At 68.8% G+C, this 21,634-nt stretch carries 11 protein-coding genes and 2 pseudogenes; 7 read left to right on the forward strand and 6 right to left on the reverse strand.

The features are described from left to right. Positions 1-32 precede the first annotated feature (32 nt). A complete protein-coding gene (locus tag VZL07_RS12850; RefSeq protein WP_426755806.1) occupies positions 33-1,037 on the reverse strand; it encodes an SDR family oxidoreductase in 1,005 nt (334 codons plus the stop codon). Positions 1,038-1,401: 364 nt separating this feature from the next. On the opposite strand from VZL07_RS12850, the gene VZL07_RS12855 reads away from it, so the two are divergent. The 3 genes and pseudogenes from VZL07_RS12855 to VZL07_RS12865 all read left to right on the forward strand — a co-directional run. Continuing rightward, positions 1,402-3,204: an Ig-like domain-containing protein gene (locus tag VZL07_RS12855; protein ID WP_426755807.1), complete on the forward strand. Its 1,803-nt coding sequence runs from the start codon at positions 1,402-1,404 to the stop codon at positions 3,202-3,204. Positions 3,205-3,273: 69 nt separating this feature from the next. Next, positions 3,274-4,764, forward strand: a complete 1,491-nt coding sequence (locus tag VZL07_RS12860; RefSeq protein ID WP_426755808.1) for a PEGA domain-containing protein — start codon at positions 3,274-3,276, stop codon at positions 4,762-4,764. Positions 4,765-4,918: 154 nt separating this feature from the next. Then, positions 4,919-5,887: pseudogene (locus VZL07_RS12865) on the forward strand (M64 family metallopeptidase); the annotation flags it as partial. Between the two features lie 33 nt (positions 5,888-5,920). Here VZL07_RS12865 and VZL07_RS12870 read toward each other — a convergent pair. Continuing rightward, positions 5,921-7,246 carry an IS701 family transposase gene (locus tag VZL07_RS12870; RefSeq protein WP_426749769.1) on the reverse strand — a complete coding sequence of 442 codons (1,326 nt, stop codon included), beginning with the start codon at positions 7,244-7,246 and terminating at the stop codon, positions 5,921-5,923. A 146-nt stretch (positions 7,247-7,392) separates the two neighbouring features. Here VZL07_RS12870 and VZL07_RS12875 point away from each other — a divergent pair. From VZL07_RS12875 to VZL07_RS12885, 3 genes and pseudogenes are all read left to right on the forward strand, one after another. Then, positions 7,393-7,857 (forward strand): annotated as a pseudogene (locus VZL07_RS12875) (M64 family metallopeptidase); the annotation flags it as partial. 119 nt (positions 7,858-7,976) lie between these two features. Next, positions 7,977-9,953: an Ig-like domain-containing protein gene (locus tag VZL07_RS12880; protein WP_426755809.1), complete on the forward strand. Its 1,977-nt coding sequence runs from the start codon at positions 7,977-7,979 to the stop codon at positions 9,951-9,953. Between the two features lie 166 nt (positions 9,954-10,119). Then, entirely contained in the window at positions 10,120-13,149 is a 3,030-nt protein-coding gene (locus tag VZL07_RS12885) for a putative Ig domain-containing protein (RefSeq protein ID WP_426755810.1), read from the forward strand. Positions 13,150-13,239: 90 nt separating this feature from the next. Here the strand turns inward: VZL07_RS12885 and VZL07_RS12890 are convergent, their stop codons facing one another. The 3 genes from VZL07_RS12890 to VZL07_RS12900 form a co-directional block, all read right to left on the reverse strand. Further along, positions 13,240-13,473 carry a hypothetical protein gene (locus VZL07_RS12890; protein ID WP_426755811.1) on the reverse strand — a complete coding sequence of 78 codons (234 nt, stop codon included), beginning with the start codon at positions 13,471-13,473 and terminating at the stop codon, positions 13,240-13,242. A gap of 742 nt (positions 13,474-14,215) precedes the next feature. Next, positions 14,216-14,965 (reverse strand): SIMPL domain-containing protein, encoded by a 750-nt coding sequence (locus tag VZL07_RS12895; RefSeq protein ID WP_426755812.1) that lies wholly within the window; start codon positions 14,963-14,965, stop codon positions 14,216-14,218. A 119-nt stretch (positions 14,966-15,084) separates the two neighbouring features. Next, complete coding sequence (locus VZL07_RS12900) at positions 15,085-15,720, reverse strand: hemerythrin domain-containing protein (RefSeq protein ID WP_426755813.1); 636 nt, start codon at positions 15,718-15,720, stop codon at positions 15,085-15,087. Positions 15,721-16,069: 349 nt separating this feature from the next. Between VZL07_RS12900 and VZL07_RS12905 the strand changes: the two genes are divergently transcribed. Then, a complete protein-coding gene (locus VZL07_RS12905; protein ID WP_426755814.1) occupies positions 16,070-17,044 on the forward strand; it encodes a PDR/VanB family oxidoreductase in 975 nt (324 codons plus the stop codon). Positions 17,045-17,089: 45 nt separating this feature from the next. On the opposite strand, the gene VZL07_RS12910 is transcribed toward VZL07_RS12905, so the two are convergent. Then, complete coding sequence (locus tag VZL07_RS12910; protein ID WP_426755815.1) at positions 17,090-21,454, reverse strand: two-component regulator propeller domain-containing protein; 4,365 nt, start codon at positions 21,452-21,454, stop codon at positions 17,090-17,092. Positions 21,455-21,634 lie beyond the last annotated feature (180 nt).

Genomic DNA, 21,634 nt, shown 5'->3' on the forward strand with positions numbered 1-21,634 from the left:
ACGCGTGACCGGGCGTGATACAAAAATGACCTTCACGCTCCGAGCGCCTGAGCAACACGGGCCGTCAGCCCCCGTGTTTCCCGCCGCTTCCGGAGTGAGAGGGCCGCGGTGACCACGCCCCCCGCGAGCAACAACCGGCGCAGCCATTGCTTGCTGGCCGCGTGGTAGCCCCCCGTGGTCCCCGTCCCCTCGGCCATGGGCCGGAAGAGCGTGCCGGAGGTGTGGCCCTGTCGCTCCTGCTCGAAATGCTGGGCCTCGGTGACGCCGTTCATGGTGCGCTCGAAGGTCCGGGGCAACAGGCCGTGCATCGCGGCGAAGCTCCGGGCGGCCGGGCCGACGAAGACCTCGTGCCGGGGGCTGCGGAGCACCCGGAGGATGGCGCGCGCGACGCGCTCCGGCGTGTAGACGGGCTCCACGGGGCGGATGCGCCAGCCGGTGTAGTTGGCCGTGTGCTGCCAGAGCGGCGTGTCGATGGCGGCGGGGAGGACGGTGCACACGTCGATGCCGGTATCGAGCAGCTCCTGGCGCACGGAGGCGGAGAAGCCGCGCACGGCGTGCTTCGAGGCGACGTAGGCACTGACATAGGGCGCGGCGACGGTGCCGAAGGTCGAGGAGACGTTGACCAGGGTGCCGTAGCCCTGCCGGCGGAACTGCTCCACCGCGGCGCGGGTTCCACTGACGGTGCCGAAGAAGTTCGTCTCCATCACCTGGCGGAAGGCGGCATCCGGCGTCTCCTCGAGGCGGCCCATGAGGTAGACGCCCGCGTTGTTGATCCACGCATCGAAGTGGCCGAAGGCGGCTCGGGCCGCGTCGGCCAGGCGCTGCACGGCGGCGGCATCGGACACGTCCGTGGGGACGACGAGCGCCCGGACGCCCTGGGCCTCGCACTCGCGGGCCAGGTCCTCCAGGGGCTCCTCGCGGCGAGCAGCCAGGACGACGTGAGCGCCCTTCTTCGCCAGGGCCAGGGCCGTGGCACGGCCAATCCCGCTCGACGCGCCGGTGACGACAACCACTTGGTTCATCCAGGCTCGCTTCATGTCCGAGGTCTCCTTGTCAGACGGGCCCAGCGCGCGGCACTCCGTCGCCCTCGCGAAGATGGCGATTGCACACAGCGACGCACCGGGTCATCGCACACTCGCCTGGAGGGCGACCGACGGAGCGGCATGGGCAGACCGCCGTCAGGGATGGGGGTCCACTGCCGGGACGGAGCCAGGCCGGGCGCTGGCGCCGGGGGTGCGGGCCGCACGGCCGGTCGAGGTGCGGCTCCACGTGGGTAAAGGGTGGAGATGGCTCGTTTTTTGGGTGGGCCGGGAGCGGGTTGGAGGAAGCGGAACGGGCTTGGTATGTGCGACCGCGTGTCGGGCAGGAGACGGAACGCAACCTGCACCCGGCCCGCGAGCCATGAACATTCCCGAACGCTTCCTCCCGCCGCCCTGGACGGCCGTCGTCCTCCTGTGTGCGTCCGCGTGCATCAACGTCCCGGCCATCGAGCCCGCGCAGGCCGAGGTTCGGATCACCTCATTGGAGGGGACGACCTACACGAACGGCACCGTCGAGCTCCGGCTCGCCGTGACGGGCCACGCGCCGGACCGGGTGGAGCTGCTGAAGAACGGCGAGGTGCTGGCGGAGCTGGCCTCGCCATATGTGTACACCTGGGACACGTCGAGTGAAGCGGAGGGAACGTACCGGCTGGAGGCGCGGGCGACGCTGGGCGACACGGCGGTCGTGAGCGAGCGCCGCGACGTGGTCGTGGACCGGACGCCGCCGCACGTGGCGTCGCGCGTCCCGGAGCCGGGCGCCCAGGAGGTCTGGGTGCAGAGCCCCATCCGCGCCGAGTTCTCCGAGCCCATGAAGGCGAGCACGGTGACCACCGAATCCGTGCACCTCCGCGTGGGCGACGTGGCCGTGGCCCACACGGTGTCACTGTCGGAGGACGGGAAGACGCTGACCGTGGTGCCCGTGACTGCGATGACCGCGCCGAGCACCGCGGACCTGGCCTTCTCGGGGACGCTCACGGACCTGGCGGGGAATGAGGCTGTGGACCTGGGCACGGCGTGGAGCTGGGTTCTGCCTGAGTTCGTGCCGTATCCCTTCCACTCGGCAGTCCCAAGTGGCGCCCATAACAGATGGCTAAAACCTTACATCAAAGTGGACCCACGTGGGCATCCCGTCGTTCTGGCATGGAAAAACGACGGGACAACTGAATCACTGCTTGTAACACGCTGGACAGGGAACACCTGGGAACAACTAGGCAGCAACCTCAAAACCAGTGCACAAGACTACTCAATCCACACTCCAACCCTTCAGCTACTACCAGATGGCACCCCCATTGTAGCATGGCAAGAGGACATCGGCGCAGAGTTCAACAACTACATCCACGTCGCCAAATGGACGGGCACAGACTGGAGCCGCCTTGGAGGCGAGCAAGGGATTTTCCCCGAGCAACCCCACGCCTGGGGTTTCTCAATGCGGCTCACCAAGCAAGGGCACCCTGTCGTCGCCGTCGACATGGACCCGGAGGCGTCCGAAGGCGGAACAATTCATGTCTACAAGTGGATCCAAGACCAATGGCAACGAGTCGGCACTCCCCTTGAGGGCGAATCAGAATCTTCAACAGCCACACCATTCCTAGCGTTAGACGCGCACGACAACCCCATTGTCGCGTTCACCCATGAAGACGGAGAGGGGAGAATCTTCGTGTGGCGTTGGGACGGAGAATATTGGACGCGGCTAGGATCCACTCTAAACAGCTATAATGAGCACCATTCCGGGGCACCCATTTCCATAGCATTCGACTCTACCAACCATCCCATCATCTCCTGGACGGGTTATGCTCCCCCACTGCGCGAATACGAGATTTTCTTCAAAACATGGTCCCCTGATGGATGGATTCCCCTCTCCCCCCCAACACGGCACATCGGGACAAGTAGCAGAGGCGTCGCGGCAATCCACTTCATCCCTGACCAGGGGCTTTTCGCTGCATCAACTGAGTCTGCGGATAACCGGACCTCAATCCACCTGAACAAATACGTGGACAACCATTGGCTTTCAGTATGGAACACGCGGAATTCGTTCGATGAGTCCAGATCTGTAGGCACCGACTTGAGCGTGGATATATCGCCCCTCGGAGACATCGTCCTGGGATGGTCGGAGAATCAAAACGAACAACAGCGTGCACTCGTCATCTACCGCAAGAACAAATAGACACAATCAACCAGGCCGAATCAAAAACCCTCAAGACGAGCTCCAACAATGAGGACTGCATCGTTAATCATGGCGTTTATTGTGTCGTCCGTAGGCTACGCTGCGCCTCGCCGCACCGTGGTGGCCAGCGGCGACTGCACGGATGCGGAGCTGAGCGGGCACGCCAAGGCATTCCTGAGTGCCCTCGCCTCCCGTCCCGAGCAGGACACGCTCAGTACCAGCCAGTTCAGCGACCGGCTCTTCCCCCAGTCCACCAAGAGCTACGAGGACCTCCAGCGGCAGCTCGAAGCCGCCCAGGACCAGTTCTACGAGGGCCGTAACGCCAGGACGCTCCAGGCCGTCGACGATGCCCTGCAGCAGATCACCCGGCTCCCCGTGGGCGACGCCCGCTGGAAGCTCTATGTCGAAGCGCAGCTCCTCCATGGGCTCAACTACCGGGCCATGGGCAAGCAGAAGGAGAGCGACGCGGCGTTCCGAAACGTCCTGCGACTCCAGCCCGAGTACAAGCTCGACCCCGACTACTTCGCGCCTTCCGTACGGCAGAACTTCGACAAGCTCCGTCGCGAGCTCGAGCAGACGCGCAAGGTGAAGCTGTCCGTGAAGTCCACGCTGCCCGCCGCGGACGTGTACCTCGACGGGCTCAAGATGGGACAGACGCCGCTGTCGCTCGACGCAGTCCCGGGCAGCTACCACCTCACCCTCGTCAAGGGCACCACCACGAGCTTCCCGCGGCACGTCCAGGTTCACGGCGCGGAGACGCCGTTGCTCGTCGACGTGGCCTATGAAGGCTCCGTCTCCGCGAGCCCATTCCCCTGCCTTGCCGTCACGGATGGAAACGACGAGCGAACGCTGAGCCATGCCATCCGACTGGGCGGCACGCTCGGCGTGGAAGAGGTCATCGTCGTCCGCCTTGAGCGGCCGAGCAGCGGGCCCAAGTGGTTCGCGGCCACTGTCCTCAACGTTGAGGGGGGACAGAAACTCCGCGAGGGTGGCTTCAAGACGCAGGGCCCGGATGCCCCCAACGAGGCACTCGCGGCCCTGGTCGACTTCGTCACCACCGGCCGCTCGCCCTCGGACCTGGTGGTGATGAACGCCAATGGCAAGGCGCCCTGGGACCCGCCCGCCGGCTCGCGGCATGGCAGCGTGTCGCCAGGCGGCATGGACCTCAGTGCGCCCAATCTCCTCACGGAAGGTGACACCAGGCCACGCGCCACCTCGAGCCTGCGCGTGGCCTCGTACGTGGCGCTCGGCACAGGCGTGGCGGCGTTCGGCGGAGCGGGCATCGTGCGGCTTCTGGCCCAGAAGGACATGAATGCCCTGGAGAAGCGGCTCGACAACGGCCGGATTCTGTCCACCGACAGAGAGGCGCTCGAGCTCAGGAGCGCCCTGGTCCAGAAGAGCAACGTCCTCAATGGACTGCTCATCGGCGGAGGCGCCGCGGTGGCCACCGGCGCCGTGCTCTATCTCCTTTCCCCGGATTCACGAACGACACCTCCCGTCGCGGTGGGCTTCTCCGCGGACGACAGCGGTGCCTCCGCCACTGTTTCGGGCACGTTCTGACCCGCCCTTCCACTGGGAAGGGCTGCCACATTCCTTGGGTGTTTGCCTATCCAAGGAATGCGCACTACGTGCAGCAGCCAGGCGCGTCAGCGGCTGGATAGGGCACGTGCGGTGATGAGCGCCGCCGGGCCCTCAAGCGCGTAGAGTGCTGGCCATGATGCGAGCCCTCTTCGTCCTGCTGCTGGCCACGAGCGCCTCCGCAGCGTCCCCTCGAACCCTCCGGGTCGACTACTTCCACACCGGGAACGCCACCGAGGAGCGGTTCAGCCTCGACAAGGTCGTCATCGAGCCGCTGCCGTGGCCCGGCCATCCGGAGCGCGCCATCGACGAGACGAACCTCGGCAAGTACCTCTTCGAGGTCCGCGACCGGGAGAACAACCGGCTCCTGTTCTCGAGAGGCTTCGCCTCCATCTATGGCGAGTGGGAGATCACGAACGAGGCGCGCAGCAGCAACCGCACCTTCCACGAGTCCCTGCGCTTCCCCGCGCCGGAGCGTCCCGTCCAGGTGCTGCTCAAGAAGCGGGATGCCCAGAACGCATTCCGCGAGGTGTGGTCGCTGGTCGTGGACCCGAAGGACATGTTCGTCGACCCCTCGTCCCCTCCCGCGCCCGGACCGCTGCTGAAGCTGCTGGAGAACGGCCCCCCGGAGCAGAAGGTGGACCTGCTCATCCTGGGTGACGGCTACACCCAGGCCGAGCGCGCCAAATTCGAGAAGGATGCCCGGCGAATGGTGGACATCCTCTTCACCTACGCCCCCTTCAAGGAGCGCAAGTCGGACTTCAACGTGTGGGGCCTGGTCCCCGCCGCGACCCAGTCGGGCATCTCCCGCCCCTCGACGGGCATCCACCGGCGCTCGCCCCTGGGCGCCACCTATGACGCCTTCGGCAGTGAGCGCTACGTGCTCACCTTTGACAACAAGGCCTTCCGCGAAACCGCGGCCTTCGCGCCCTACGAGTTCGTGGAAATCCTGGTCAACGGCAACACCTACGGGGGCGGTGGCATCTTCGGCCTCTACGGCACGGTGGCCGCTGAGAGCCTGTGGGCGCCCTACGTCTTCGTGCACGAGTTCGGCCACCACTTCGCCGGACTGGCCGACGAGTACTACACCTCTGACTCGACTTTCGCCCTTTTGGGGCGAGGGAGCGCGCGCGGAGGTCTACGCCGCGCGCCCTTGGGAGGGCGTGGCACGGGAGGCAGCGCGTAAGTTGGCGCGAAGTCGACGCGGCGAGTGCCAGCGGGTACGGGCCAGGGTGGATTGAGCCAGGCGCAAGACATCCTCGAAGCTGACAGTGGTCTTGGTGGTGTACCAGGGCCGCAGAGGTAGCTTCAGCTGCTGCCAACTGGTGGCCAGTTCCATGTACCAGAGGACGAGCAGGGTGTAGCTCAAGCCTGCGAAGGGCGCGGTGCGCAGCACGGCCAGGCGGCGGCGGGCTCGCGAGTCGGCGAAGCCGAGCAGCTGCTTCAAGTCCCGGAAGAGCACTTCAATGCTCCACCTGAAAGCATACCTTTCCACCACCTGGAGGGCGGTGAGGGAGGCGTCGGTGCAGAAAAAGACTCGCAGGGGCCGGCTGCCGCCCGTCATCCGTACGATGACGATTTTGAGCATCCGCGCTCCGGCCGCGCTCTTCCACCGAGCCACCAATTCCTTGCAGTCCACCTGTCGCGACTGGCCGTAGAGAAAGGCCGTCATCCGCTGCCAAGGCAGCGCGCCATCTCGTGCGAGGGCCTCGGGCTTGGGCACCGGCACGTCTCGCGTCAGCCACCGGCCCGTCTTCGGCGAGCGGCAGCGCTGCGTGCGCGGGCGAGTCAGCACGGCGTCTGGGCGCATGGCGCCGACGAAGATGAGTCGTTGCGGCAAGCCCTCGAGCACGGTGCTGCATGAGTAGGCCTCGTCAGCGGCGAGTTCCAGGCAACCGGTGGGCAGCCAGGCGAGGACACGCTCCACCAGCTCTCGGCCCAACTGCGTCTTCTTCCGGTGCCGCAGGCCCTTCTTCTGGCACTCGGCCTGGGTGCGGTAGAGCCGGAAGAGGACGGGCAGCGCCCAGGGGCGCGAAGCAAAGGGGACGTGCACCAGCACCGCGAGCGTCACCCAGACGTGGCCGAAGCAGAAGACATGCACGGCCCGGCTGGAGCGCACCGCATCCAGGTGGCTGCCCAGGCCGAAAACCTTCGGCCCTTTGTGGCTGCACAGGGTGTCGTCGAGGACCAGCCGCACGGGCCCCAGGGCCGCCAGCTTCAGAAGTAGCAGTCGGCCTACCTCGTCCGCACTCCAGCGAGCCCGCGAGAAGAAGCGATGGAAGGCCGCATGGTGCTGCACGCCCGCGACGCCCGAGGCCACCAGCGCCCCGGTGACCGCGTGCGTGCCGCCACAGCTCACCCAGCCGGCGAACAGGACCAGGAAGCGCAGGAACGAGGGCTCAGTAAATGCCGGCCGAACCAGCTGCAAGACTTGCAACAGTGCATACAACTGGGAGGCGGCCATCGGGAGACCTCGAAGGTGCTGGAGGAGGCGTGTCTTGCCGGACACCTCACTCAGCTGGCCTCGATGGCCGCTCTTCTCCTACCCTCAGCCCGTCCTACCCTCGCCCCCTTGCTTGGGCCACACAGCCCAAAAGGGCGAAAGTCGAGTCTGAGTCCGTCTACGCCCCCGCCGCGGACCGCCTGGAGCCGTGGGAGAAGAACGTCACCGCCCTCCACTCCCCGGAACACCTGAAGTGGAAGCACCTGGTATCACCCGGAACACCTCTGCCTACCCCTTGGGACAAGGCCGGCTACGAGAAGCACGCCAACGAGGTGCAGAAGCGCCGGGGGCAGATTCGCGCCCAGCGTAAACCCGAGTCGGAGATGGACAAACTCTTCGTGTCCCAGCGCGACTGGGAGGAAAAGTTTCTTTCCTCACAGAAGTATGCGGGCCGGGTGGGGGCCTTCGAAGGGGCCATGTACGAGTCCCAGGGGTACTACCGGCCGCAGGTCGACTGCGTGATGTTCACTCGGGACCGGGTGCCCTTCTGCGCGGTGTGCCAGAGCGCCATCTCCGAGGTCATCGACCTGTATTCCAGGCCTCCCGCTCGGACGCCTCGCGCCAATCCATGAACCCCTGAAAACCCCGTTCAGCCTTGTGTGACATACGGATGTCACCAAGGCTGGACAATGGATTGCCCTTTAGTTCGGGTGTAAGGGGGACCCAACCTGCTTCCCATGGAGGGGAACTCATGCAGAGGCGAACTTGGCTCCCGGTGCTTGTATCGGCCGTGCTGGTCACGATGGGCACGGGATGTGGCGACGAGTGCGTTGACCAATTTGATTGCCGTAGCGAAAACGGCGAGGCGGATCCCGGTAAGCGGTGGACGTGCAACTCGGGTTCGTGCGAGCAGCGCGACATCACGCAGCCCGAGGACGACGCGGGGACCGAGGACGACGCGGGTACCGACCCGGAGCCGGATGCCGGTGAGGGCGACGCGGGTACCGACCCCGACGCGGGCACCGAGGGCTGCACCAGTAACGCGGCCTGCGGCCTGACCGAGACCTGCAACGTCGAGGCGAGCACGTGCGAGCCCTCCACCTTCGTCACGCCGCTGGAGACGACGAGCACGCAGATCCAGGCGGTCCGCGATGCCGCGGACGGCGCGCTCGACCCGGCGCTGCCCATTGAGGGTGCGTTCGTCACGTTCATCAAGCCCACGGTGGCTGGCAGCAGCGAGCTCCCCGGCTTCTTCGTCCAGGCGGAGGCCCAGGGCCCCGCGCTGTTCGTGAGCGATGCCACCGCGCTGGACCAGGTCGCCGTGGGTGACCGCGTCAGCTTCTCCGTGTCGACCAAGGCGACCGTCGATGGCCTGCGCTCCGCGTCCGCCGTCACGGGGACCACGGTCATCAGCCAGGGCCACCCGGTGCGGAACCTGGACACCGCGACCCCGGCGGGTCTGGTCGTCAACCGCTCCACGGAGGCGCTGGTGACCGACCTGGACAGCGTCGAGTCCGAGCTCACCTACCTGACGGGCACGATTGCGGCGAATGGCAGCGGAATCGGCGCTGGCTACACGGGATTCCAGATCACTACCGAGGGCGTCACCTCGCCCGCGGCCAGCTTCCGTCTCCGCGTTCCCGCGGCGCTCGCGACCGAGTTCGACATCGTCGAGGGCTGCACGTTCACGCTGAACGCGGGTCCCATCTGGCGGTTCAACACCAACGCGCAGCCGTCCGCGTTCACGGCCGAGGACCTCTCCGTGTCGAACTGCGCGGCTCCGACGTTCGATTCGGCTGCGGCGACCGCTTTGACGGAGGTCGTCCTGAACTTCAGCCGCAACATCTCGGCGGCGAGCATCACCAACGCGCAGGAGCAGTTCACGTTCACTGAAGGGCTGACGGTTTCCTCCGCTCGCGTTGAGGGCAAGCAGGTCTTCCTGACCACGAGCGAGCAGACCCCGGGCACCAGCTACTCCGTCACCGTCGCGAACACCGTGACGGACCGAGCGGGTGGCGCTGTGGCTGTTGAAGGCAACACGCAGACGTTCCGTGGCTATCGCCCGCCCGCGGTTCTCCGCCTGACCGAGGTGCAGCCGAACGCTGCGACCGCGGACAACAGCCCCAAGGACATGGTCGAGTTGCAGGTCATCACCGCGGGGACCACGTTGGGCCTTATCCTGGCCCAGGATAGCGCCACCGCTGGCAGCAATGGTCCGCTCGCCATCCTCCCGGACGTGGACGTCGCGGCCGGCGACATCATCGTGGTGCACCTCAATGTAGAGGATGATGGCTTCCGTGCCGAAACGCGGGCCAAGGACGAGTTCCCGCAGAGTGAAAATCCCGACCATTACGACACTGCATGGGACTTCATGGGCAATGGCGCCAACGCCATCACCTATTCCAGCCGGGTCATCCTCGTGCAGGACGCGGCCGGAAACATCCAGGATGCGGTTCCCTTCAGGACCACGACCACCCCGCCGAATGCCTTCCCTGGCTATCTGCAGGCCATCCAGGCTGCTGGCCAGTGGCTCCCGGCCGATTGCGACGGTGCTCCCTGCACCAACACGTCCACGCCTTCGGCCGGTGACGTGTCCGTATCCTGGGCAGGCATTCCCAACAGAGCGAATGCGACGACCAACAGCGTCCGCCGCATCAGCGCGACGGACACCAACACCAAGGAGGACTGGGCGGTGGGCGCGCCTTCGTGGGGCCTGCCCAACCTGTAGTCTGAGGGTTTCGAGCTGAAGCATCCGGGCCGCGGCTCCTCGAGAGCCGCGGCCCTTTTCTTTGGCTGCGGGTGCGAAATGCCCCCGTGTTTCCTTCACCCCAAGTGACAGTACAGTGACGCCCACTTCATCCGTGGGCCCGACTCCGTGACGGGCCGGAGTCTTCATGCGCGCGCTTCATGCCCTGCCCCTCTTGCTCGCACTGCTGCTGACGGCGTGTGCTGACTCCACGTCCCCCGGAACGGAGAGCACGGACACAGGGCTGGCCATCACCACCACGGAGCTGCCAGCCGCGTCGGTCGAGCAGCCCTATCGCAGCACGCTCTCCGTCGCAGGTGGCTCGCCGCCGTATTCCTGGCGCGTCGTCCAGGGGGCTCTCCCCACCGGGCTCTCTCTCTCCACCTTGGGAGAAATCACCGGGACGCCCGCGTCAGCAGGCACCGCTTCGTTCGAAGCCGAGGTCCGTGATTCACGCGGTCACACCGCGCGCGCGACGCTCGGCCTGGAGGTGCGCAGCGCGCCGCTCCAAATCTCCGTGGCCTCGCTCCCGGACGCATACCTTGGCGAGGAATACGTGTCGCAGCTCCATGCGTCAGGCGGCGTTTCGCCGTACACGTGGACCATCGCGGACGGCGACCTGCCCACGGGCGTGCGCCTCGATACGCAGGGACACATCACCGGCGCTCCCGCGACCTCCGGCACGTTCTCCATCACCCTCCGCGTCCAGGACGCCGTCGGCACATCCGCCGAGCGCACCGTGTCGCTCTCCGCCTTCGTGGCGCCCTTCCTGTCGAGCGACACGCTCGCCCCGGCCACCGTGGGGACTCCCTACTCCGCGGAGCTTCGCGCCACCGGCGGACGCCCGCCGCTGACCTATCGCATCACCTCGGGTGCATTGCCCGTCGGGCTCATGCTGGAAGCCCACTTCATCCGCGGCACACCCAGCACCTCCGAGGCGGCCTCCTTCACCGTCGCGGTTCAGGACGCCAATGGTCGCGCGGCGTCCGTCACGTTCCGCCTCACCGTGCAGAGCGGCATCACCATCACGCCCAATGCCCTACCGGATGCCTATACCGACACCGCCTACCGCCAGGTCCTATCCGCCGTGGACGGGCGTCCTCCGTACGCGTGGTCGCTCGCCACGGGCACGCTGCCTGCCGGCATCCGGCTCACCAGCACCGGCACTCTCGAAGGCACCGCCTCCCTCACCGGCACCTTCTCCTCGACCCTCCGGGTCACCGACGCCGACGCTCGCACGGCCACGCGGACACTCAGCCTCGCCGTTTACCGGCCTCCATCCGTGTCAGGGCCGGCGGCAGCGCTCGATGGATATGTCTCCCAGTCCTTCAGTGCGGCCTTCTCCGCCGTCGACGGGAAGCCGCCATACACGTTCGCCCCGTCGAGCCCCCTGCCCTCCTGGCTGCAGCTCTCCAGCATGGGGCGGCTCTCGGGCACCCCCTCCTCCGCCGGTACCACCCAGGGACAGGTCGTGGTCACCGATGCGAATGGCCGCACGAGCGCTCGGGCCTTCGCGCTCACCATCTACGAGCTCCCCGCGGTCACGACCGAGTCCCTCCCGGATGCTCGAAGGAACGTGCCCTACACGACGCAGTTGCATGCGACGGGAGGCAAGGCGCCGCTCTCCTGGCACATCACCTCAGGGGCTTTGCCCTCGGGGCTCTCGCTTTCGACGTCGGGCGACATCACCGGAACGGCCACGGAGACAGCCACGGAGACCGCGAGCTTCACCGTCTCCGTGACGGATGCGACGGGCAAGCAGGCCACGCGCTCGCTGACCCTCGACGTGCGCACGGCGGGCACGTCGTTCACCGTGGGCCACTGGAACCTCGAGTGGTTTGGCGCGCCCAACCAGGGCCCGCCGGACTCCACCTCCGAGGGCGGCACACCGGACGACCTGCAGATTACTCACGCGGGAGACATCATCCGTGACGCCGGCGCCAACGTGTGGGGGCTCGTGGAGATGGTGGACGCCCAGGACTTCGCCACCCTCAAGGCCCAACTCCCCGGCTTCGACGGCTTTCTCGCCAACGACGTGACGTTCGTCCCCAATGGCGCGGACTACTACAGCAACGGAGAGCAGAAGCCCGGCATCCTCTACGACAGCACCCTCACCCTTCAGGGCGCGCAGCTCATCCTCACCGCGAACGCGGCGGACTTCGGTGGCCGGCCGCCTCTGCGCGTGGACTTCACCACGTCCATCCAGGGCGTGGACACGCAGCTCGTCGTCATCGTCCTTCACATGAAGGCGTTCTCGGACACGACGTCCTACGGGCAGCGCCAGCGTTCGAGCGCGGCGCTCAAGCAGTACCTCGACACGGTCCTTCCCACCGAGCGGGTGCTCGTCATCGGCGACTGGAACGACGATGTCGATGAATCCATCACCCGGGGAGACGACGGCGAATACCTGCCCAGCCCCTTCGCCCCGTTCGTGGCCGACACCCAGCGGTACACCTTCATCACCGAGCCCCTGTCCCTGTCGGGTGAACGCACCACCGTCGAGTACCGCGACGTCATCGACCACACGCTCGTCTCCAACGAGATGGCCGCGAACTACCTGCCCGGCTCCGTCGAGGTCCTCCGCCCGGACGCGTGGATTGACGGCTACGGCGACATCGTCAGCGACCATTACCCCGTCCTCAGCCGTTACGACCTCGGGAGCGACGGCCCGGGCGGCGACCCAGCCCCCACGCCCTTGCCGCGCGTCATCATCAACGAGGTCCTGCCCAACGAGCCTGTGCCTCCTGGACAAACGCTGCCGGACACCCAGCTCGAGTTCGTCGAGGTGTACAACGCGGGGACCTCCACGGTGGACCTGTCCGGCTGGAGCCTGATGGACGAGGCCTCCGTCCGGCATGTGTTCGCCCCCGGCACGACGCTCGCCCCCGGTCGCGTCTTCGTCGTCTTCGGAGGACCCAGGGGATTTCCCGCCGGAACGCCCAACACCGTGGCGGCGTCATCTGGGAGCCTGGGGCTCAACAACGATGGAGACGTCGTCAGTCTCGTCGCTCCCAGTGGGGACTTCGCGGACGTGATGCTCTATGGGCCCACCCTCGACAACATCTCGTACAACCGGTCGCCGGATGCCACGCCCAGTGCGGCCTTCACGTATCACCACCTGCTCTCCCCAGGGCTCAACGCCTCTCCCGGCCTTCGCGCGGACGGGAGCGCCTTCTGACCGAACCGAGCAGGGGCCCGCCGCAGCAGGCTCACGGCCTCGGCTTCACTGCCGCGAGGCTCGCGCGGCCGGCATCAGGTATCGACAGGCTCAACGAAGCGCATCGGAGGACGCGGCATCCGGGCTCACGCCGCTCTCGCGTGGGCCGGGTTCCAGCTCCTCGAGCGGGGGGCTGGCCCCAGCCCCTGGCGTCCCATCCACGCGGTGAGCCACCTGCCCACCAGGCCCCTCACCGTACGTGACACGGACCTCGTCGCCCTCGTGGAACTCTCGCAGCCCGCTCACGGGCTCGCCCTTCATGTAGAGCTGGGTCTGGTCGTCCACGCCAACGTCATGCTCCACGCCCTTGGCATCGCGGACGAGGAGCTCGTTGTCCCCGACCCATGCGACGTGGCCACTCAGCAAGCCCGAGGGCTCGGGCCGTCCCGAGCCCCCCTGTCCTTCTCCCAGCGGCGCGGAAGAAACGGTCGCAGCGCCACCGCCGGCTCCGCTCCCCCCTCCGGCGCCAGGCGCGCGCTCGCGCGAGGACATGATTCCTCGCAGGATGTCCGAACGGCCTTCTCGCTCACTCGCGGACGGAGGGCCCCGGTCTTCGCTCCGCAGGCCGCACCCGAGCCACATCGCGAACAGCCCGAGGCCCACCAGCTTCCAGCCGCGCCTCGCCGTCATCGTCGCGTGCCCCCCGCGTGTGGAAGTCATCCATGCACCGGGCCCTCGCCCGGCGCCTGCTGCCTCCTCCTCAACATGCGGATGGCCCTGGTGGGCGAGAACCCAGGAAGCTGCGAGTCGCGAGGCCCGAGAGCGGCACGGCAAGCAAGGGCGTGCCCTGCCGCTCGGCGTCCTTCTCTCCGCGCAAGGCCCTCCAAGAGCGGATGGGACCCGGCACCGCCGGAATGACGATGCGCTGCGCCCTTCCCGGAAGCGGAGGGCACGCCGACCAACGACTCGACGCGCCCCACGCATCAGGCCCGCATCGCGCTCGGCCGACAGCGCCAGACAAACGCACTGGGGGCCCATGCCTGCACCACGGCGATGGAGCCCCCAGCATGACTTCGATGTTGTGGGGCTACTCGATGACGTAGACGAGCGTCACCTTCGCCTGCACGGTCTGCTCCTCGGGCTGGATGGGCGTGGCCATCCCGCGGGCGTCGGCCACTTCCGCCATGGCGAACCGCGCCGGATAGAGCTGCGGGGGCTCGGTCACCGTGCTCGCATCGAGCACCGCGCCCAGCTTCACGTTCAGCGACGCGGCCAGCACGTCCGCCGACTTGCGCGCCCGCGCCACGGCCTGCCGCAGCGCCTCGCCCTGCACCGCCTCCTGGCGGCTCAACCCGAAGCGCACCGAGTCCACCCGGTTCGCCCCGGCCTCCAGCGCCTTGTCCAGCAGGTTCCCCACCCGCGACAGGTCCTTCACGTGGACGCTGACCAGGTTGCTCACCCGGTAGCCCCGCAGCTTCGGCTCCGTCTGGTTCGGCACCGGCGGCGCGTAGTCCGGGTACACCGAGTAGTTGCGCGTCTGGATGTCACGCCGGGCGATGCCCGCGGACGTCAGCGCGGAAATCACCTTCTCCATCCGCTTCGCGTTCTGCTCACCCGCCGCCTTCACGTTGGGCGCCAGCGTCTCCACCGCCACGTCGATGAAGGCCTCGTCGGGTTGCGCCTTCACCTCGCCAGTGCCCTCCACGCGAATCGTCCGCACGCCCGCGGGGACCTGCGTGCGAGGCGTGGCGGCGGGCTGGGTCTGCGCGAAGGCCGTCAGGCCCGTGAGCAACATCGCGGTGAGCAGCAAGGGTCGAACAGGTCGGGCTCGGAACATGGTGCCTCCTCGGGCGTAAGCCGGTGCGGGGGTCGAACTGCAGCGTCCTTACCCCATGGAACGGCTGCCGCCCCCGGACATTCACTTTCTCCGAGCCGCACCCGCGGCGTTCCTTGATGTCACGGAGTGGCGACTTCGACGCCGGTGAGCTCGCGCACCACCTGGCGCGGTCCCTGGCCGGCGACGGAGCGCACCTTGGTGGTGGCCTTGCGCCGCGCGGCGCGTAGCGCATCCCGCCCCATGTCCATCACCGCCGACACCGCTCCCGCCACCAGGTTGGCCGGCGGCGTGTCCGGAGCCGTCGGGTGCGGCCGCGTGGGCGCCGCCTTCCTCGACATCTCCAGCACGTCCCCCATCGTCCGCAACTCCTGCGGACGGAAGACCTTCTTCAGCGCGGGGAACAGCTCGTTCTCCTCCTGCAGCACGTGGGCGCGCACGTTCTCCATCAGGACCTGCACCTTCGCGTCGAAGCGCTCCGCCTCGGGCGACATGCCGTCCAGCTCCGCCAGCACCCACTTCACCACGTGGTGCTCCTCCAGCGAGCGCAGCACGTCCGGCCCCAGCTCCTCCGAGCGCGCGCGCACCGCGGGATAGAAGACCTGCTCCTCGATGATGGCGTGGACGGACAACGCCGTGACCATCTGGTCCACCAACCGGCGCTTCAACTTGTGCGCGTTGGGGCCCGCCTTCTCGAACTTCCGGAACAGCTGCTCTACCGTCTTGTGGTCCGCCTTCAGCAGTGCAATGGCATCCATGGGTTCACCTCCCTGAGCTCGTTGGCCGCATGGATTCCTCCGAGCGCCCGTCCCTGGCGCAGCGCGGCATGTCCTGGATGGTGGGGATGGTGCGGCCCGGATGCGGGGGCACCCCGGAGACGGCTCGGCGGCCCGGCAGCCCAGCAGGTGGCCGGGCGCCTCTCACCGGGGGAACGGGGACAAAGCAGGTCCGCCAGGCGCGCTGGCGGTGCACGGCACCGATGCGAAGGCAACGCCCCGCGAGACTCCCGGGCAATCACCCGGGGGCGTTCCGCGGCCCAATGTCCGAGCCACCGTACCCTGGATGGATGGGGGTACGTCGTTGATGGGACTGGGGAAGGGGAGCTTCATGGTGGATGACATCTTGCGTGTCCGGGTCGCTCGCATCGCGCGCGAGGCCGAAGACATCCTGTCGTACGAGCTGGTCGCCGCGGAGGGAGGCGCACTGCCCGCCTTCGAGGCCGGAGCCCATCTGGAAGTCCGCGTCCCGGGACCGGGCGACTTCCGGCGGGAGTATTCGCTCTGCAACGACCCGGCGGAGACACATCGCTACGTCATCACCGTCGCCCGTGACGCCAAGGGCCGCGGCGGCTCAGCGGCGATGCACGAGCGCGTCCACGAAGGTGACGAACTGGAGGTCCGCGCGCCTCGCAACAACTTCCCGCTCCTGTTCGCGCGAAGCTACGTGCTGGTGGCCGGTGGCATCGGCATCACGCCCCTGCTGGCCATGGCACGCACGCTGGAGCGGACTGGCGCGAACTACACGCTGTACTACTGCGCCCGAGAGCCCGGGCGCGCCGCCTACCGGGAGCTGCTCTCCCAGGCGCCGTTCGCGGAGCGCGTGCGCTTCTCCTTCGACGGAGGCGACCCCTCCAAGGGACTGGACGTGAAGGCGCTCCTGGCCACACGGCTGCCCGGAGCCCGGCTGTATTGCTGTGGCCCCGCGAGCCTGATGAAGGCCGTGCGCGACGCCGCCACCCTGCACCGCTGGCCCTGGGAGAAGGTGCACTTCGAGTCCTTCACCGCCGCGGGAACCAGCGCCGTCACGGGCCGGGAGGAGCAGGACTTCGAGGTGGCCATCCGCAGCACCGGGCAGGTGCTGCAAGTGCCCGCCGGTCAGTCCGTGCTCAACGTGCTGCGCCGCAACGGGGTCCGCGTCCCCAGCGACTGCGAGGCCGGCACCTGCGGCACCTGCGTCACGCGCGTCTGCGATGGGCAGCCGGACCACCGCGACACCTTCTTCCAGACGGAGCCCGCGGGAGACCAGCGCATGCTCGTCTGCGTCTCCCGCGCCCGCTCCAAGCGGCTGGTGCTGGACCTCTGACGCGGAGGCGCTGAGGGAACACTGCGCACGGGCCGGAGCGGCAGGTCATGCCGCGCGGCCCGAGGCCTCACGGCGGGCACGCGCCACCTCGGCCCGAACGAGCTGGCGCAGGGCCTCCGGGTCGAAGGGCTTCTCCACGCGCGGATTGCCCACGCGCTCCAGGAACAGCCGCGCGGTGGAGGTGAAGGCCCCGCCCGTGATGAAGACGATGCGCTCCGCGGCTCGTGGTGACACCTCCGAGAGCGCGTCGTACAGGTCCATGCCGGTCATCTCCGGCATCATCAGGTCGCAGAGCACCACATCGTAGTGCGCCTCGGGCCCCGTCAGCTTCTCCAGGGCCTGACGCGCGCTCACCAGCACCTCCACGTCGTTCTCGCGCGACAAGGTGCGACGGATGGCGCCACTCACCAGCGCGTCATCGTCCACCACCAGCACCCGTCCTCGCGCCGGGCGCGCGGAATCCAAGCCGGGGTCCTGCGACGGTGCCGCTGCACCGGAGGGCGAGGCAGGCTCGGCGCGAGCGCCGGGCGCGAAAGGAGGCGCTCCGCTGCCCAGGCCCGCTTGCGCCTTCGCCCCGGTGCTCCGCGGGCTGGGAGCGGACATCACGGTGGAGTGGACCTCGACGGAAGGATGGCCTCGTGGGGGGCGCTCGGCGCCGGGGAGCTCCGCCTCCACGCCGGACGAAGACTCCCGCTCGGAGTGCACGGACGCGGCCGCGTCCCGGGCGTCCGGAGCCGCCGGCCCCGTCGATTCGAGGGTGGAGGCTCGAGCATCCATCGGTCCTCCGCGGCTCCGTTCCGGAGCCGTGGCCTCCGTCGCCCGACGTCCTGCTGCCGCTGCTTCGGATGGCAAGCCAGCGCCTGCCCCGTGCGCTGGGGCGACGGCCGCTGGCGCCGCGCTGGCTCCAGGCCTTCGCGTGTCGTCGGCCTGCGCGGGCCTGGAGGCAGCAGCCGTCGTGCTGATGACCTCGTCTCGCCACGGCGCCGCGTTCGTCGGCCCCTCGACCTCGCCGATGGCATCACCACGCGACGTCGCGGCAGCGCCTGTCCCCACCGCTCCGTCGGCAACATCACCTCGCGACGCAGCATCCGCCAGCTTGCCCGAGGCTTCGTGCTGCCATTTCGCCGGAGCGACAGGCTCCATCGCCAGCGCGCCCGGGCCCGCCTCCGTCCCTCCATTCGCCGGGAGCCCCGCGCCGTCCGGCAGCGCCCCGGCCCCTGGCGACGCGGCCCGCAGCGACACGCGAAACACCGAGCCCTTCCCGGCCTCGCTCTCCACGGCGATGGTGCCGCCCATGGCCGACAGATACGCGTGACACAGCGACAGCCCCAGGCCCGTCCCCACGCCCACGGGCTTCGTCGTGTAGAAGGGGTCGAAGATGCGACCGAGCAGCTCCGGCGCAATCCCGCTGCCCGTGTCGCGCACCTCCGCCACCACCCGGCCATCCGGGCTGGTGCGCGTGACGAGCCGCACCTCGTTCGCCTCCGCCTGTCCCTCGGGCAGCGCCTGCGCCGCGTTGATGAGCAGGTTGAGGAACACCTGCGCCAGCCGCGCCTCGTTGCCCTGCACGCGTGGCACGTCGCCGTAGTCCCGCACCAGCTTCGCGCGCGGGCGCAGCTCGCCCATCGCAATCTTCACCGCCGAGTCGAGCACCGCGTGCAGCTCCACCGGCCCCTGCTGCTCGTCATCCGGCCGGGAGAACATCTTCAGGTCCTGCACGATGCGCCGCACCCGCTCCGCGCCCAGCAACGCCTCGCGCAGCGCCTGGCTCACGTCCTTCAGCCGGGCCCCCACGTCCCGCGTGCCTCCCAGCTCTCGCGCCAGCGCGTCCGACTCCTCGCTCGCGTGCTCCAGGTTGGACACGATGTAGGCCAGCGGATTGTTGATTTCGTGTCCCACGCCCGCCGCGAGCTGGCCCACCGCCGCCAGCCGCCCCGTCTGGACGAGCTGCGCCTGCGCCTGCCGGAGCGTGCGCATGTTCGCCTCCAGCTCCGCGTTGGCCCGCGCCAGCGCCTGCGTGCGGTCCTGCACGCGCTCCGCCAGCCATCGCTCGCGGTCCTTCAACTGCCCCACGCGCAGCAGGTACACGCTGACGCCCAGCATGCCCACGCCCAGCACGCACAGCAGCCAGAAGCCCGTGCGCTGCCACAGCTTCGGCTCCAGTACGACGTCCAGCGACACCGGCTCCGTCCAGCCGACGTCGCGGCCCTTCGCCTGGACCTCGAAGCGGTAGCTGCCCGGCCGCAGCCCGGTGTACAGGGCCCGCCGCGCCTCCGCGTGCACCCAGGTGTCGTCATGGCCCACCAGCCGGTACCGGAAGGGCAGCCGCGCCGCGTCCACCGGCGTGAAGGCCGTGAAGCGAATCTCCAGCCGGGACGCCCCGGGCTCCAGTTCCACCGGGCCCTCCACCGGCACGAGCTCGCCCTGGACGCGCACCTCTTCAATCCGCACCTCGGGCGGCTGCCGGCTCGCGCGCACCCGCACCGGGTCCACCACGATGGCGCCCCGCAGGTTGGTGAACCACAGCCGCCCGTCCTGCCCCCGCCACGCCGAGGGCTGCGTGTTGCCGTTGCACTCCGCGCTGCGCATGCCGTCGCGGGTGTCGAAGTCCAGCGTCGTCAGGCGCGGACGCACGCCGTTCGCCACGTCCTCCAAATCACGCCGCGATACCCGCGACACGCCCTTGTTGCTGCTCATCCACAGCGAGCCGTCCCCGTCCGACACCAGGCTGAACACCGCGTCGTCGTACAGGCCCTGCGCGACCGTGAAGCGCACCCACGTCCCCTCGCGCCACCGGCCCAGCCCCGTCTCCGTGCCCACCCACACCGTGCCATCCGGGTCCGCATGCAGCGCCAGCACCAGGTCTCCCGGCAGCCCGTCCGCTTGCGTGAACCGCTGGAAGCGCTTCTGCTCGCTGTCCCAGCGCGCCAGCCCCGTCTCCGAGCCGAACCACACGCGGCCCCGCACGTCCTCCACCATGACGATGACGGGGTGGGTGAAGCCCTGCTTCGGCCCGTAGACCGTCACGTTGCCATCGCGCAGCCGCGCCAGCCCGGCCTGCGTGCCCAGCCACGTGTCGCCGCGCGAGTCCACCAGGATGGCGGTCACCACGTCGTGCGGCAGCCCCTGCGCGCGCGACACCCGCGTGAAGCGCTGCCCGTCATACCGGTAGGCCCCCGTGAGCGTGCCCACCCACAGCGTTCCATCGGGCGACTCGTGCAGCGCGGGGATGACGCTCTCCGGGAGGCCATGCGCCGCGCCCATGTGGACGAAGGCGCCGCCCTCGCGGCGGAACAGGCCGCTGGTGGTGCCCAGCCACAGCGTGCCGCGCCGGTCCTCCAGCACCGCGCTGACCGTCTCATCGGCCAGGCCCTCGGGAATCCCGTAGGTGGCGAAGGGGCCGTCGCGCAGGCGCAGCAGGCCCGAATACGTCCCCACCCAGAGGTGGCCGTCCCGGTCCTCCAGCATCGACAGCACGGCCGACTCCGCCATCCACCGCGTGCCGGGCACCGGCTCGCTGAAGCCCTTCGTGTTGTGCCGCGTGAGGTCGCCGCGCGGGGTGCCCACCCAGAGGTTGCCATCGCCGTCCGCATACAGCGCGCTGACGGCGGTGGACGGCAGGCCGTCGTCGGGCGCGAAGCGCCGGGCCACCACGCCATTCCATGCGTAGAGCCCTTCCTGCGTCCCCACCCACAGCACGCCCGTCGCGTCGCGGCGCAGGGCCGTCACGTAGGGCCGGGACTCCGGACCGGGAAAGGGGAAGGGCGCCGGCGTCACGCGCCCATCCACCAGGCGAGCCAGGCCTTCTCGCGTCCCCACCCAGAGCCGGGAGCCCTCTCCGGGCGCCAGCGCCGTGACGTGCGAGGCGGGCAGTCCGTCCGCCAGGGTGTACTGCCGTGCCACGCCCTCGCCCTGCGGCACCTGCCAGAGCCCCGCGGACGTGCCCACCCAGAGCACGCCCTCGGCGGCGACCAGCGTCTCCACGCGCGCGGCGTCCAGCGGCGCGGCGGCGCCCGGCGCTCGCTCGAAGCGGCCCTGGCGGTAGGCCACCAGCCCCTGGTCCGTGCCCACCCACAGCGTGCCTGACGCGTCCTCCACGAGCGCCTTGATGGTGTGGTTGCGCAGCTCCGGCGTGTTGCGCTTGTCGAAGACGGTGAAGCGCGCGCCGTCGAAGCGCGCGAGCCCCTCCCACGTCCCCAGCCAGAGGTAGCCGTCGCGCGTCTGGGCCATGGACAGCAGGCTGTTCTGCGGGAGCCCGTCGTCGCTGCGCCACACGTCCTGGCTGTACTGCGAGACGCGCCGCTGGGGGTCCAGGGCCATGCCCGGCATCGCCAGGACGAGTCCCGCGACGAAGAACCACCCGATGAACCCCCGCCAGGAAGCGCGGGCCCGTTGCCCCGGAGTGCGCATATCGCTCGCAGTGTCCGGCAGAAATGGCCCGGAGGCCACTCGCCCCGACTTCATCCGAGGCGGAACGTTCAGTGAACGGTCTTGGCGACAGCGGCGGGGGACCGGCCTCCTCCCCCTGTACAGCCCCCCGACTTCCCCCCGCCGCTGCCGCCGCGTCCGCCACCACCTGTGGCGCCGGGA

This window comes from Pseudomyxococcus flavus (genome assembly GCF_050038885.1).
Classification (GTDB): Bacteria; Myxococcota; Myxococcia; order Myxococcales; family Myxococcaceae; genus Myxococcus; species Myxococcus flavus.

Bases quoted from the DNA above. Each gene is read 5' to 3' on its own strand.
- VZL07_RS12850 (WP_426755806.1), bottom strand. From the start codon at position 1,037: ATGAAGCGAGCCTGGATGAACCAAGTGGTTGTCGTCACCGGCGCGTCG.
- VZL07_RS12855 (WP_426755807.1), top strand. From the start codon at position 1,402: ATGAACATTCCCGAACGCTTCCTCCCGCCGCCCTGGACGGCCGTCGTC.
- VZL07_RS12860 (WP_426755808.1), top strand. From the start codon at position 3,274: ATGGCGTTTATTGTGTCGTCCGTAGGCTACGCTGCGCCTCGCCGCACC.
- VZL07_RS12870 (WP_426749769.1), bottom strand. From the start codon at position 7,246: ATGGCCGCCTCCCAGTTGTATGCACTGTTGCAAGTCTTGCAGCTGGTT.
- VZL07_RS12880 (WP_426755809.1), top strand. From the start codon at position 7,977: ATGCAGAGGCGAACTTGGCTCCCGGTGCTTGTATCGGCCGTGCTGGTC.
- VZL07_RS12885 (WP_426755810.1), top strand. From the start codon at position 10,120: ATGCGCGCGCTTCATGCCCTGCCCCTCTTGCTCGCACTGCTGCTGACG.
- VZL07_RS12895 (WP_426755812.1), bottom strand. From the start codon at position 14,965: ATGTTCCGAGCCCGACCTGTTCGACCCTTGCTGCTCACCGCGATGTTG.
- VZL07_RS12900 (WP_426755813.1), bottom strand. From the start codon at position 15,720: ATGGATGCCATTGCACTGCTGAAGGCGGACCACAAGACGGTAGAGCAG.
- VZL07_RS12905 (WP_426755814.1), top strand. From the start codon at position 16,070: ATGGTGGATGACATCTTGCGTGTCCGGGTCGCTCGCATCGCGCGCGAG.
- VZL07_RS12910 (WP_426755815.1), bottom strand. From the start codon at position 21,454: ATGCGCACTCCGGGGCAACGGGCCCGCGCTTCCTGGCGGGGGTTCATC.